Here is a 12,329-nt window from a genome sequence, read left to right on the forward strand (position 1 = left end):
CCCTCTGCGAAAGTAGGTCACCGCCAGGCACCCCACACCCAAAAGCCCTGACTACACCAGTCAGGGCTTTTGCATTTCGGCAGCGGGCCAATTGGTGGGCTGGCGGCGATGAGCCTGAGACTGGCGCAGGTTTACAAGTGCGCGACCGAAATACGGGGGAGGCGGGCGTATTCGGTTTGGCCATAGCGCCTGACGGCGCGCTGGGTGAGCTTCTTGGTGGTCGGCCCCGAGAGGGTGTGGTGCAACTGATCCAGCTCGGCCAAAAGCCGCGCATTAGGCTCGCTATCGCGACGGGGGAAGGGCTGCGCGGGTGGGCCGCGGCGATCGGCGAGCCTGCCGTCGGCCCGCCACTGGGCGACAAGGCGGGTGGTTTGCTGGCGCGAATAGCCGGTCATTTTGGACAGAAATCGCAGGATCAGGCCGCACCCAGTGCGGCCCGGGCGGGGATAGTCGAAGCGTCGCAGGACGGCTTCGACAAAGCGGTGGCGCGCTTCACGCTCGACCGCCTGGAACTGCACCGCCGAGGCGCCGTCGAGAAAAGCGCGCACCTAATCCAGGGTCTTGAGGGCTTGGGTATTGATGAACACGATCCTCCTCCAAGGAGGACCTGCCTACCCGATTTCAGACTCATCTGTCGTTGGAATCACGCGCCCCGCTCAGATTCATCTCCCATTGGAAGGCAAGAGGCCGTTCCTTCCTTAGTCGTTGTTTTCTTGTTATAATGGCCAACTTAAGGGATGGGCGTTGCGCCCATTTTTTGTTTCTGGCGGTCGCATGGACTTGCAAGCACTGTTTGAAAAGACGTTGCCCGGACTCGGGTACGAGCTGGTGGACCTGGAGCTCAGCAACCGGGGCAGGTTGGTGCGCCTGTTCATCGACAAGCCTGGCGGCATCACCATCGATGACTGTGTGCGGGTGAGCAACCATCTGACACGTTTGCTTGCTGTCGAGCTCGATTACGACTACGACCGCCTGGAGGTGTCTTCGCCAGGCCTCGACCGCCCACTGAAGAAGGTGGCAGACTTCGAGCGCTTTGCAGGAGAGCGCGCGCAGGTGAAGCTGCGTGTGCCGGTGGAGGGCCGCCGTAACGTCACCGGCGTGCTCAAGGGCGTGCACGACGGAGTGCTGGAAATGGATGTGGACGGGATGCTGAAGACGTTCGAGCTCGCGAACATCGACAAGGCGCGTCTGATCCCCAATATTTGACCGGAGGTTGTTGTATGAGCCGCGAGATTCTGCTGGTGGTGGATGCGCTAGCGCGCGAAAAGAACGTGGACAAGGAGGTGGTGTTCTCGGCACTTGAGTTGGCGCTTGCCTCGGCGACGAAAAAACGTTTCCACGAGGATGTGGACGTGCGGGTCGCCATCAACCGGGAAACGGGCGAATATGAGACCTTCCGCCGCTGGCATGTGGTGCCAGACGAGGAGTATCTAGACGAGGGCCTGCAAATCCCCCTGTCTGAGGCCAGAAAAAAACAGCCTGACGTGGAGATCGGAGGCGTGATCGAGGGACACCTGGAGCCGATCGAATTCGGTCGTATCGGCGCGCAGACCGCGAAGCAAGTGATCCTGCAAAAGATCCGCGAGGCTGAACGCGAACAGATCCTGAATGATTTCCTTGAGCGCAAGGAACACTTGGTCACCGGCGTGATCAAGCGGATGGAGCGCGGCAATGCCATCATCGAGTCGGGACGTATCGAGGCCGTGCTGCCGCGGGACCAGATGATTCCCAAGGAGAACCTGCGCGTCGGCGACCGTGTGCGTGCCTATCTGCTCAAGATCGATCGTGCCGCTAGGGGTCCGCAACTCATTCTTTCACGGATTACGCCGGAGTTTCTGGTCAAGCTGTTCGAGCTGGAAGTGCCGGAGATCGAAGAAGGCCTGATCGAGATCAAGGCTGCGGCCCGCGATCCAGGGGTGCGGGCCAAGATCGCGGTCAAGTCCAATGATCCGCGCATCGATCCGCAGGGGACTTGCATCGGCATGCGCGGCTCGCGGGTGCAAGCAGTGACTAGTGAGCTGGCGGGAGAGCGTGTCGATATCGTGCTCTGGTCCTCCGATCCTGCGCAGTTCGTGATCAATGCGCTGGCGCCGGCAGAGATCTCCAGCATCGTAGTGGACGAAGAGAAACACAGCATGGATGTCGTTGTCGAGGAAGAACAGCTAGCGCAGGCCATTGGGCGTGGCGGCCAGAACGTGCGGCTGGCTTCCGAACTCACCGGCTGGGACCTCAATATCATGACCGCCGAGGAAGCGCAGCAAAAGAGTGCCGAGGAAGCCGAGCGCATCATGAAGGAGTTCATGGAGAAGCTCGATGTGGACGCGGAAGTGGCGCAGGTGCTGGTGGAGGAAGGATTCACCAGTCTGGAAGAGATCGCCTACGTGCCCTTGTCCGAGATGCTGGAAATCGAGGCTTTCGACGAAGATACCATCAACGAGCTGCGTAGCCGGGCGCGCAATGTCTTGCTCACCGAGGCGATCGCCAGCGAAGAGAAGGTCGAACATGTGGCCGAGGATCTTGCGACCATGGAAGGCATGGATCCGGAAACGGCACGGCTGCTGGCGACCAAGGGCATTTCCACGGTGGAAGAACTGGCCGATCTCGCGGTGGACGATCTGGTGGAGATGACGGGTATGGATCCGGAGCGGGCCAAGACGCTGATCATGACGGCACGCGCGCCGTGGTTTGCGGCTGAACAAACCAACAGCTGAGAGCAATAGACGGAATGGACGGAGGGCTTCAATGCCACAAATGAACGTAGCGCAATTTGCCTCGGAGCTGGGGGTGGCAGAAACGGTTCTGCTGGAACAGCTGAGAGCGGCCGGGGTGAACAAGCGCGCTGCCGAAGATCCCTTGACCGAACAGGACAAGGCGCAGCTGTTGGATTATCTGCGTCGTGCCCACGGTGTGAAGGAGAGTCGCAGCAAGATCACACTGACCCGGCGCGAGACCACGGAAATCCGCAAGGCGGATGCCACAGGCAAGGCGCGCACGATCCAGGTGGAAGTGCGCAAGAAGCGCGTGTTCGTCAAACGGGATTTGGTTGCTCCGGCTGCGGAACCGGTGGTGGAAGCCAAACCCACACAGGCAGTGATCGATGCCGAGCAGCTGGCCAAACGTGAGGAGGAAGCGCGCAAGGCAGCCGAACTGATCGCACGCCAGAAGGAAGAAGCCGAGAAGCGCGCCCAGCGCAGCCGCGCCAAGAAACCGGCGGAGGAAGAAGTCAAGCCGGTAGTCGAAGAAGCCAAGCCGGCTGCGCCCGTCGCCGAGACCGCGCCGCCTGCCGCGGTCGAGGCGAAGACCGAGGGCACGCTGCACATTCCGAAGGCCGAGGAGAAAACCGAGGCCGAGAAGAAGAAAGGTGGCAAGAAGAAGCCGGCCCTTGCCGCCGGGTGGGTCGAGGAAGGTGGTGCAAAGAAACGCGGCATCAAGGTCAAGGGCGATCTCACCGGCGGGGCCTGGCGTGAGAAGGGCAAACCGGGCCGCCACAAGGGCGAAGAGGGTAGCCATAGTTTCACGGCCCCACAGGAACCCATCGTGCGCGAAGTGCTGGTGCCGGAGACCATCACTGTGGGCGAACTAGCCCACCGCATGGCAGTCAAGGCGGCCGAGGTCATCAAGGTGCTGATGAAAATGGGCACCATGGTCACCATCAATCAGGTGCTCGACCAGGAAACGGCCATGATCGTGGTCGAGGAAATGGGCCACGTCGCCAAGCCCGCGGCGCTGGACAATCCGGAAGCGTACCTGGAAGAGGCTCAGATCAAGGAAGTCGAGGCGCTACCTCGCGCGCCCGTGGTCACTGTCATGGGCCACGTGGACCATGGCAAAACTTCGCTGCTCGACTACATTCGTCGCACCCGCGTGGCGAGTGGCGAGGCAGGGGGTATCACGCAGCATATCGGCGCCTATCACGTGCAAACGCCGCGCGGCGTTGTGACCTTCCTGGATACGCCGGGCCATGAAGCCTTCACGGCCATGCGCGCCCGCGGCGCCAAGGCGACGGATATCGTGATCCTGGTGGTGGCGGCCGATGACGGCGTGATGCCCCAGACTATCGAGGCCATTCATCATGCCAAGGCGGCGAACGTGCCGGTGGTGGTGGCAATCAACAAGATCGACAAGCCGGAAGCCAACCCGGAACGGGTCAAACAGGAACTGTCGGCCCAGGGGGTGGTGCCTGAGGAATGGGGGGGAGACACGATGTTCGTGGAAGTGTCGGCCAAGACCGGGCAGGGCATCGACGAGCTTCTGGAACGAGTGCTCTTGCAGGCCGAAGTGATGGATCTCAAAGCCCCGCGGGATTGCCCAGCCAAGGGTCTGGTGATCGAATCGCGTCTGGACAAGGGGCGAGGTCCGGTGGCGACCATCCTGGTGCAATCCGGCACTCTCCGCCAGGGCGATGTCCTCCTTGCAGGCACGGCCTTCGGACGGGTGCGCGCCATGCTCGACGAGAACGGCCGCCAAGTGAAAGAGGCCGGGCCCTCCATTCCCGTGGAAATTCTGGGTCTTTCCGACGTGCCCCAGGCGGGCGAAGAGGCCATCGTCGTGCTCGACGAACGCAAGGCGCGCGAGATCGCGCTGTTTCGCCAGGGCAAGTACCGCGACGTGAAATTGGCTAAACAGCAGGCAGCCAAGCTGGAGAACATCTTCGAACAAATGGCCGAGGGCGAGGTGAAATCGCTGGCGCTCATCATCAAGGCCGACGTCCAGGGTTCCCAGGAAGCTTTGGCGCACGCCCTGAGCAAACTTTCTACGCCTGAGGTGAAGGTCAACATTATCCACAGCGGGGTGGGCAGCATCACGGAGTCGGACGTGAATCTGGCTCTGGCATCCAAAGCCGTGATCATCGGCTTCAACGTGCGCGCGGATGCGCAGGCACGCAAGCTCGCCCAGAGCTCGGGCGTGGATGTGCGTTACTACAACATCATTTACGACGCCGTGGACGAGATCAAGGCTGCCATGTCCGGCATGCTGGCGCCCGAGAAAAAAGAACAGGAGATCGGTCTGGTGGAAGTGCGCCAGGTCTTCCGCATCTCGAAGGTTGGCACGGTCGCCGGCTGCTATGTGCTCGAAGGCGTGGTCAAGCGGGGCGCTATGGTGCGGGTCATCCGCGATGGCGTGGTCATCCACACCGGGGAGCTCGATTCCCTCAAGCGCTTCAAGGAGGACGTCAAGGAAGTCAAGGCAGGGTTCGAGTGTGGTCTGTCGATCAAGAACTTCAACGATATCCGCGAGGGCGACCAGATCGAGGTGTTCGAAGTGGTAGAAGTCGCCCGTTCCCTGTAGACGCAGGCAATCCTGAACCATGGCGAAAGATTTTGCCCGTCCACGTCGAGTTGCCGACCAGATCCAGCGCGAGCTGGCGGAATTGCTGCGACTGGAGGTGAAGGACCCGCGCGTGGGCATGGTGACGATCACCGACGTGGAAGTGAGCAATGATTACGCTCATGCCAAGGTGTATTTCAGCCTGCTCGGCGACCAGGCGCGTGTGCAGCAGGCACTGCAAGGGCTACAGTCGGCGGCCGGTTTTCTGCGCAGCGAGGTGGCCAAGCGCATCAAGTTGCGGGTGATGCCGCAGTTGCATTTCGTGCACGATACTTCCATCGAGCGAGGCATGCGGCTCGATCAGTTGATCGACGCAGCCGTGGCGGAAGACACCAAGCGTCATCGCGATCAGTAGGCCGGCGGTGGTGAACGTGAAGCGCGACAAACGCCCCGTAGACGGCGTATTGCTGCTGGACAAGCCCGTGGGTGTGAGCTCCAACGGCGCGCTGCAGCATGTCAAGCGGCTCTACCGCGCAGCCAAGGCAGGCCATACCGGCAACCTCGATCCGATTGCGAGTGGTCTGCTTCCCATCTGCTTCGGCGAAGCCACCAAGTTTTCCCAGTACCTCACCGATGCCGACAAGCGTTACAGAGCGCAGATCCGCCTCGGCCAGACTACGGATACGGGAGATGCCGAGGGGCGGCTCCTGGCAACACATCCGGTTCGAGTCAATCTGCAAGCGCTGCAAGCAGTGCTACGTCAATTCGTGGGCGAGATCGAACAGGTCCCGCCCATGCACTCGGCGCTCAAGCACCAGGGGCGCCCCTTGTATCACTATGCGCGCAAGGGCGTCGAGGTGGAACGGATGCCGCGGCGGATCACCATCTTCGAGCTCACCCTGTTGGGGTTCGATGGCCACAGCCTGTTCGAAGTGGACGTTCACTGCAGCAAAGGGACTTATATCCGGGTGCTGGCCGAGGATATTGGTCGTGTTCTCGGATGCGGCGCCCACATGGCCGCGCTACGCCGTACTGGCGTGGACGGTTTTACCATCGAACGGTCGATCGCCCTGGACCGGCTCGATGCCATGAGCGATGCGGAACGGGATCGGCAGCTACTACCCGCCGACGTGCTAGTCGCGCACTTGCCTCGGATCGATCTGGATGCGGATGGAGCCTTTTACTTCCGTCGCGGCCAGGGGCTCTGGATGCCGCGCTTGCAAGTCTCTCAGGAATACCGTATTTACGACGAAAAACAGCAATTTATCGGCGTTGGTCGAGGCGATCGCGATGGGCGCCTGGCGCCGCGCCGCCTGGTGGCCCAGAGGCATGAGTGCCGGCTCGAATTTGCCGGAAAAACCTTGTGAAAATCCATGGGTAGCGTGTAAAATTTGGTTTTCGGATTGGAGCGAAAAAGAATGGCTGTTACGACTGCTGAAAAGGCAAGAATCGTGGGCGAATATCAGCTCGCCCAGGGCGACACCGGTTCGCCGGAAGTGCAGGTTGCGCTCATGACAGCGCGCATCAATGATCTCACCGAGCACTTTAAAAATCACGCCAAGGATCACCATTCCCGCCGCGGCCTCCTCAAGTTGGTGAGCAAGCGGCGCAAGCTGCTCGACTATCTCAAGCGCAAGAACGCAGACCGCTATCGGGCGCTGATCGATCGCCTCGGTCTGCGCAAGTAAGGCAAGTGAACGAAAGGCGCGGTGAACCGCGCCTTTTTCATTGGGGTTTTGCTGCATCAGGGGCCGCCGCGCGGCCCTCTAAAAGTCGAGGATTCTAAGTTGGCATACGTCAAGAAAACCTTTGCTTACGGAAAACATCAGGTCACGCTGGAAACCGGTGAGATTGCGCGCCAGGCGAGTGGCGCTGTGATGGTGAATATGGACGACACCTGTGTCCTGGTCACGGTGGTTGCAGCCAAGAACGTGAAGCCGGGACAGGATTTTTTTCCCCTTACGGTGGACTACCAGGAGCGTACCTACGCTGCGGGCCGGATTCCTGGCGGCTTTTTCAAGCGCGAGGGCAAGCCCTCTGAGAAGGAAGTGCTGACCTCCCGGCTCATCGACCGGCCCATCCGCCCGTTGTTTCCAGATGGCTTCTATAACGAGGTGCAGATCGTGGCAACGGTGATGTCGGCCAATCCCGACATCGACCCGGACATCCCCGCACTGATCGGCGCGTCCGCTGCATTGTCCCTGTCTGGCGTGCCGTTCCATGGGCCGCTGGGCGCGGCGCGAGTGGGTTACAAGGATGGCCAGTATCTGCTCAATCCCACCATCAGCGAGCTCGATACCTCACTCCTTGATCTGGTGGTGGCGGGTACCGAACAAGCCGTGCTCATGGTGGAATCGGAAGCGCACGAACTGCCAGAAGACGTCATGCTAGGCGCGGTGATGTTTGGCCACGAACAGATGCAGACGGTGATCCGAGCCATCAACGAGCTCACCGAGGAGGCGGGTGCGGAACCGTGGGACTGGGCGCCGCCGCCGCGGGACGAAGCGCTGGTAGAGCGCGTGCGCCAGCTGGCGGAGGCCGAACTTCAGGAAGCCTATCGCATCACCCAGAAACAGCGGCGTGTAGCGCGCGTGGATGCCATTCGCGAGAAGGTGTTCGCCGAGCTAATCACGCCCGAGATGGACACAGTGGCGCAGAACGCCATCAAGTCCTATTTCTTCGAGCTCGAGTCCAAGGTGGTGCGTAGCCGGATTCTCGCCGGTGAGCCCCGCATCGACGGGCGCGATACCCGGACGGTACGTCCTATCAGCATCCGTACCAGCGTGCTGCCGCGCGCCCATGGTTCCGCGCTGTTCACCCGCGGTGAAACCCAGTCCCTGGCCGTTGCCACCTTGGGCACGGCGCGGGATGCCCAGATCATCGATGCCCTGGAAGGCACCTATTCCGAGCGCTTCATGATGCACTACAACATGCCGCCCTACGCCACCGGCGAGACGGGACGGGTGGGCTCGCCGAAACGCCGCGAGATCGGTCATGGCCGCCTAGCGAAACGTGCGCTGCTCGCCGTATTGCCCAGCGAGGAAGAATTCGCTTATTCCATCCGGCTGGTGTCCGAGATCACGGAGTCCAATGGTTCCAGCTCCATGGCTTCGGTGTGTGCCGGCTGTCTGGCGCTCATGGATGCGGGGGTGCCGGTGAAGGCCCATACCGCGGGTATTGCCATGGGTCTCATCAAGGAGGGCAACCGCTTCGCTGTGCTGACCGATATCCTGGGCGACGAGGATCATCTTGGTGACATGGACTTCAAAGTGGCGGGCACGGAGCGCGGCGTGACCGCCCTGCAGATGGACATCAAGATCACGGGCATTACCAAGGAAATCATGCACGTGGCCCTGAATCAGGCACGGGAAGGGCGGATGCACATCCTTGGGCTGATGAAGCAGGCCATGCCCCAGGTGCGCCAGGAGCTGTCGGATTATGCCCCGCGCATGATCACCCTGAAGATCAATCCGGAAAAGATTCGCGACGTGATCGGCAAGGGTGGTGCCGTCATCCGCGCCCTCACCGAGGAAACAGGCACCCAGATCGACATCGCCGAGGATGGCACCGTGACCATTGCCTGCGTCAATCCGGAAGCGGGGGCCGCCGCCAAGAAGCGCATCGAAGAGCTGACTGCGGAAGTGGAAGTGGGCAAGGTCTATGACGGTACCGTGCTGAAACTGCTCGATTTCGGCGCCATTGTCAGCGTGTTGCCCGGCCGCGACGGTCTGCTGCACATCTCGCAGATTGCTCATGAGCGTGTCAACAACGTGAGTGATTACCTGAAAGAGGGACAGGCCGTGCGCGTCAAGGTCCTGGAAGCCGACGAGAAAGGTCGTTTGCGTCTGTCCATGAAGGCTTTGCTGGAGCCACCTGCCCAGAAGCCCGACGCCAGGGCGGAAGGCACCGAGAAAAAGCCCGAACAAACGGCATAACGCCCGTGCACGAAGAAAACAAAAAGGCAGCCTGTGCTGCCTTTTTGTTTGCGAGAGTGCGCCGCCCTGCTGCGTCAGCGCAAAGAGGCGAGGAACCCCTGCCACCAGCGCTTGCGGCTCTGGGGCACCACCCAGCTCGGCGTGAGCTCGATGGGTGGCACCTGGCTCATCACCCAGCCAGGCAGCACCACGTTCTTGGAGGAACCGCAGGCGCTCCCCAGATGATTGGGGTCGTAGATCTTAATGAAGGTGGGGCGATCCAGATCGTCCGCATAGACGATGCTGCAATAATCCTCGCGGTGTTCCTCACGCAGCAAGCGATCCAGATCGGCCATGAATTTCTGCACATGCTCCGCGTCGGCGGGCTCGGTCGGTGGCGGCTCTCCAACCGCGTAGAGATACCAGCCGGCGGCGGGATCGATCTGCTGCCAGAAGCGACCGAGTTGGTCCCAGGTCATGATGCCAAACAGGGTTCCCGTGAGTTTACGGGTGAACTCCGTGTCCGGCAGGTCGAGGCCGCGGGTGGACATGCAAGAGGGCCTTATTTTGCCATCTGACGCTCGCGCAGCTCATCGAGCGTCTTACAGTCGATGCATAAGGTGGCGGTGGGTCGCGCCTCTAGACGCTTGAGGCCGATTTCGACGCCGCAGCTTTCGCAATAGCCGTATTCGCCGGCGTCGATCTTGGCGATGGTCTCCTCGATCTTCTTGATTAGCTTGCGTTCCCGGTCCCGGTTGCGTAGCTCCAGGGCCATGTCCGACTCCTGGCTGGCCCGGTCGTTGGGGTCGGCGAACACCGTGGCCTCGTCCTGCATGGTGTGCACGGTGCGATCGATGTCCTGGGAAAGCTCGGCTTTCCACTCTTCCAGGATTTTGCGAAAATGCGCGCGCTGTTTCGGGTTCATGTACGCTTCGCCCTTCTTCGGAACATAGGGGGCGAAGGTCTTGTGCAGTTCTGCGGGCATCTCGATACCTACCGTTGGCGAAAAGCCGATTTAATACCAGTTTTTCCACCGCGCCGCAAGCGCATCACCGACGTCATTCGAGGCAACCCACATGTCCTTGCAAGCCTTGATTTTCGACGTGGACGGCACCCTGGCCGACACGGAACGGGACGGCCATCGGCCGGCCTTCAACGCCGCCTTCCGCGAGTTTGGTCTGGACTGGGAGTGGGATTCGGCTCTATACGGCGAGCTGCTGGCAATCACCGGCGGCAAGGAACGCATTCGCTACTACGTGGACCGCTACCGCCCCGATTATGTTCGGCCGCCGGATTTCGACGATCTGGTCACTGAGCTTCATCGGGCCAAGACGCGCCACTACACCCAGCTGCTGGCCACGGGGGCCATTCCTCTGCGCCCGGGCGTGCGGCGCCTGCTGGAAGAAGCACGCGCGGCAGGGTTGCGGCTGGCCATTGCCACCACCACCACGCCGGACAACGTGACAGCTCTCTTGGAGCACAGCCTGGCAACGGGAGCTGAATCCTGGTTTGAAGCGATCGGAGCGGGAGATATCGTGTCGGCCAAGAAACCCGCACCCGACATCTATTTCTGGGTGCTGGAAAGGATGGGGCTCGCACCCAGTCAGTGCCTGACCTTCGAGGACTCGAGCAACGGCATACGTGCCAGCCGTGCGGCAGGCTTGCGCACCGTCGTCACGGTCAACGACTACACGCGGGATCATGATTTCACCGGTGCGGTGGCGGTGTTGAGCGACCTGGGGGAACCTGAACGCCCCTTCCAGCTCATCCAGGGGGATAGCGCAGGCCGGGCCTGGGTGGACCTATCGCTGCTGCGGGCCTGGGCGGAAGGCTGAGCCGGGCGAACTTTCCATGCGGAAATGGGCGCTGGCGAGCGTGCCTGCCAGCGCTTTTCTCAGCGATCGTGGTTTTCCGCCGCCTGCAGTGTGTTGGCAAGCAAGGTGGCGACGGTCATCGGCCCCACCCCGCCCGGCACCGGCGTGATCCAGGCGGCGCGCTGGGCTGCGGCTTCGAATTCCACGTCGCCACAGAGACGGCCGCCGGGCAGACGATTGATGCCCACGTCGATGACGATGGCGCCTTCGCGAACCCACTCGCCTTTCACTAAGCCCGGCTTGCCCACGGCTACCACGAGAATCTCCGCCTGGGCCACGAGCGCGGGCAGATCACGAGTGAAACGGTGCGTGACCGTCACGGTGCAGCCGGCCAGCAGAAGTTCCAGCGCCATGGGGCGGCCCACGTGGTTGGAAGCGCCGACTACCACTGCATGTTTGCCTTTCAGTTCCGTCCCGGTTGCCGCGAGCAGGTGCATCACGCCGTAGGGCGTGCAGGAACGCAGGACCGGCAAACGCACGGCCAGCCGGCCAATGTTGTAAGGGTGGAAGCCATCCACGTCCTTTTCCGGGCGAATGCGCTCGATTACCGTCTCGTCGTTGATGTGGGCAGGCAGCGGCGCTTGCACGAGGATGCCATCGATCGCCGGATCACTGTTGAGCTGGTCGATCAGCGCGAGTAGCTCGGCCTCGGAGACAGAATCCGGAAGATCGTGGGAGACGGAGCGGATGCCTGCCGTCTCGCAGGCCTTGCGCTTGTTGCGCACATAGATGATGGAGGCGGGGTCATCGCCCACTAGGATCACCGCCAGGGCGGGACGTCGTGCGCCTGCCGCCACACGTGCTTCCACCCGGGTACGGATGTCCGCCAGCATGGCATCGGCGAGAGCTTTGCCGTTGAGGATTTGCGCGGTCATGGATGCCAGCGAAAAAAAGTTAATGATCGCATTGTGGGTACCTGTTCCTCAAGCGGCACGCGTTGCTTTTTTGGGGGGTGGGCGCTATAGTCCCGCCTCGTTCGGGGTGTAGCGTAGCCTGGTAGCGCGCCTGCTTTGGGAGCAGGATGTCGGGGGTTCAAATCCCTCCACCCCGACCACACATTTCTTCGCTGGCGGCCGCCCGGCCGTGCTGCTCATTCGCTTTCCCACGACTGCCCGTAGCTCAACCGGATAGAGCACCAGCCTTCTAAGCTGGGGGTTACAGGTTCGATTCCTGTCGGGCAGGCCATGCCCGTTTGGTGCATAAGTTCAGAAACCTTTGGCACGCCTTCGATGACGGAGGAATGCCATGCAAGTGCAGCACATTGGGTACAGGA

The 12,329-nt window shown here is 61.5% G+C and carries 12 protein-coding genes and 2 tRNA genes; 10 read left to right on the plus strand and 4 right to left on the minus strand.

The window, feature by feature from the left end:
• Positions 1-131 precede the first annotated feature (131 nt).
• Entirely contained in the window at positions 132-548 is a 417-nt protein-coding gene (locus V6E02_RS12745; protein ID WP_347309185.1) for a hypothetical protein, read from the minus strand.
• Between the two features lie 226 nt (positions 549-774).
• Here V6E02_RS12745 and rimP point away from each other — a divergent pair, with 226 nt between their 5' ends.
• From rimP to pnp, 7 genes are all read left to right on the plus strand, one after another.
• Positions 775-1,206 carry a ribosome maturation factor RimP gene (gene rimP / locus V6E02_RS12750; RefSeq protein WP_347309186.1) on the plus strand — a complete coding sequence of 144 codons (432 nt, stop codon included), beginning with the start codon at positions 775-777 and terminating at the stop codon, positions 1,204-1,206.
• A 14-nt stretch (positions 1,207-1,220) separates the two neighbouring features.
• A complete protein-coding gene (gene nusA / locus V6E02_RS12755) occupies positions 1,221-2,711 on the plus strand; it encodes a transcription termination factor NusA (RefSeq protein WP_347309187.1) in 1,491 nt (496 codons plus the stop codon).
• A gap of 31 nt (positions 2,712-2,742) precedes the next feature.
• Positions 2,743-5,289 (plus strand): translation initiation factor IF-2, encoded by a 2,547-nt coding sequence (gene infB, locus V6E02_RS12760; protein ID WP_347309188.1) that lies wholly within the window; start codon positions 2,743-2,745, stop codon positions 5,287-5,289.
• A 19-nt stretch (positions 5,290-5,308) separates the two neighbouring features.
• Positions 5,309-5,683: a 30S ribosome-binding factor RbfA gene (gene rbfA / locus V6E02_RS12765; RefSeq protein WP_347309189.1), complete on the plus strand. Its 375-nt coding sequence runs from the start codon at positions 5,309-5,311 to the stop codon at positions 5,681-5,683.
• Between the two features lie 16 nt (positions 5,684-5,699).
• Positions 5,700-6,635: a tRNA pseudouridine(55) synthase TruB gene (truB, locus tag V6E02_RS12770; protein ID WP_347309190.1), complete on the plus strand. Its 936-nt coding sequence runs from the start codon at positions 5,700-5,702 to the stop codon at positions 6,633-6,635.
• 51 nt (positions 6,636-6,686) lie between these two features.
• Positions 6,687-6,956, plus strand: coding sequence for a 30S ribosomal protein S15 (rpsO, locus tag V6E02_RS12775; RefSeq protein ID WP_347309191.1), 270 nt, complete (start codon positions 6,687-6,689; stop codon positions 6,954-6,956).
• A gap of 99 nt (positions 6,957-7,055) precedes the next feature.
• The gene (gene pnp / locus V6E02_RS12780; RefSeq protein ID WP_347309192.1) at positions 7,056-9,203 is read left to right on the plus strand and encodes a polyribonucleotide nucleotidyltransferase; all 2,148 of its coding nucleotides are present in this window, start codon (positions 7,056-7,058) and stop codon (positions 9,201-9,203) included.
• 74 nt (positions 9,204-9,277) lie between these two features.
• On the opposite strand, the gene V6E02_RS12785 is transcribed toward pnp, so the two are convergent.
• Together V6E02_RS12785 and dksA are read right to left on the minus strand one after the other, a co-directional pair.
• Positions 9,278-9,733, minus strand: a complete 456-nt coding sequence (locus tag V6E02_RS12785) for a hypothetical protein (protein WP_347309193.1) — start codon at positions 9,731-9,733, stop codon at positions 9,278-9,280.
• An 11-nt stretch (positions 9,734-9,744) separates the two neighbouring features.
• On the minus strand, positions 9,745-10,167 hold the full coding sequence (gene dksA / locus V6E02_RS12790; protein ID WP_347309194.1) for an RNA polymerase-binding protein DksA: 423 nt from the start codon (positions 10,165-10,167) through the stop codon (positions 9,745-9,747).
• A 91-nt stretch (positions 10,168-10,258) separates the two neighbouring features.
• Between dksA and V6E02_RS12795 the strand changes: the two genes are divergently transcribed.
• The gene (locus V6E02_RS12795) at positions 10,259-11,017 is read left to right on the plus strand and encodes an HAD family hydrolase (protein ID WP_347309195.1); all 759 of its coding nucleotides are present in this window, start codon (positions 10,259-10,261) and stop codon (positions 11,015-11,017) included.
• Between the two features lie 59 nt (positions 11,018-11,076).
• Here the strand turns inward: V6E02_RS12795 and folD are convergent, their stop codons facing one another.
• The gene (folD, locus tag V6E02_RS12800) at positions 11,077-11,931 is read right to left on the minus strand and encodes a bifunctional methylenetetrahydrofolate dehydrogenase/methenyltetrahydrofolate cyclohydrolase FolD (protein ID WP_347309196.1); all 855 of its coding nucleotides are present in this window, start codon (positions 11,929-11,931) and stop codon (positions 11,077-11,079) included.
• Between the two features lie 102 nt (positions 11,932-12,033).
• Here folD and V6E02_RS12805 point away from each other — a divergent pair.
• Both V6E02_RS12805 and V6E02_RS12810 read left to right on the plus strand, forming a co-directional pair.
• Positions 12,034-12,110 (plus strand) — tRNA-Pro (locus V6E02_RS12805).
• A gap of 54 nt (positions 12,111-12,164) precedes the next feature.
• Positions 12,165-12,241, plus strand: a tRNA-Arg gene (locus V6E02_RS12810).
• Positions 12,242-12,329: the final 88 nt, after the last annotated feature.

The sequence above is a fragment of the Thiobacter sp. AK1 genome (assembly GCF_039822265.1).
GTDB classification, from domain to species: Bacteria; Pseudomonadota; Gammaproteobacteria; order Burkholderiales; family Thiobacteraceae; genus Thiobacter; species Thiobacter aerophilum.

What these genes read in the sequence shown, in the direction of transcription:
- rimP (WP_347309186.1), top strand. Translation starts at nt 775, where the DNA reads ATGGACTTGCAAGCACTGTTTGAAAAGACGTTGCCCGGACTCGGGTAC.
- nusA (WP_347309187.1), top strand. Translation starts at nt 1,221, where the DNA reads ATGAGCCGCGAGATTCTGCTGGTGGTGGATGCGCTAGCGCGCGAAAAG.
- infB (WP_347309188.1), top strand. Translation starts at nt 2,743, where the DNA reads ATGCCACAAATGAACGTAGCGCAATTTGCCTCGGAGCTGGGGGTGGCA.
- rbfA (WP_347309189.1), top strand. Translation starts at nt 5,309, where the DNA reads ATGGCGAAAGATTTTGCCCGTCCACGTCGAGTTGCCGACCAGATCCAG.
- rpsO (WP_347309191.1), top strand. Translation starts at nt 6,687, where the DNA reads ATGGCTGTTACGACTGCTGAAAAGGCAAGAATCGTGGGCGAATATCAG.
- V6E02_RS12785 (WP_347309193.1), bottom strand. Translation starts at nt 9,733, where the DNA reads ATGTCCACCCGCGGCCTCGACCTGCCGGACACGGAGTTCACCCGTAAA.
- dksA (WP_347309194.1), bottom strand. Translation starts at nt 10,167, where the DNA reads ATGCCCGCAGAACTGCACAAGACCTTCGCCCCCTATGTTCCGAAGAAG.
- V6E02_RS12795 (WP_347309195.1), top strand. Translation starts at nt 10,259, where the DNA reads ATGTCCTTGCAAGCCTTGATTTTCGACGTGGACGGCACCCTGGCCGAC.
- folD (WP_347309196.1), bottom strand. Translation starts at nt 11,931, where the DNA reads ATGACCGCGCAAATCCTCAACGGCAAAGCTCTCGCCGATGCCATGCTG.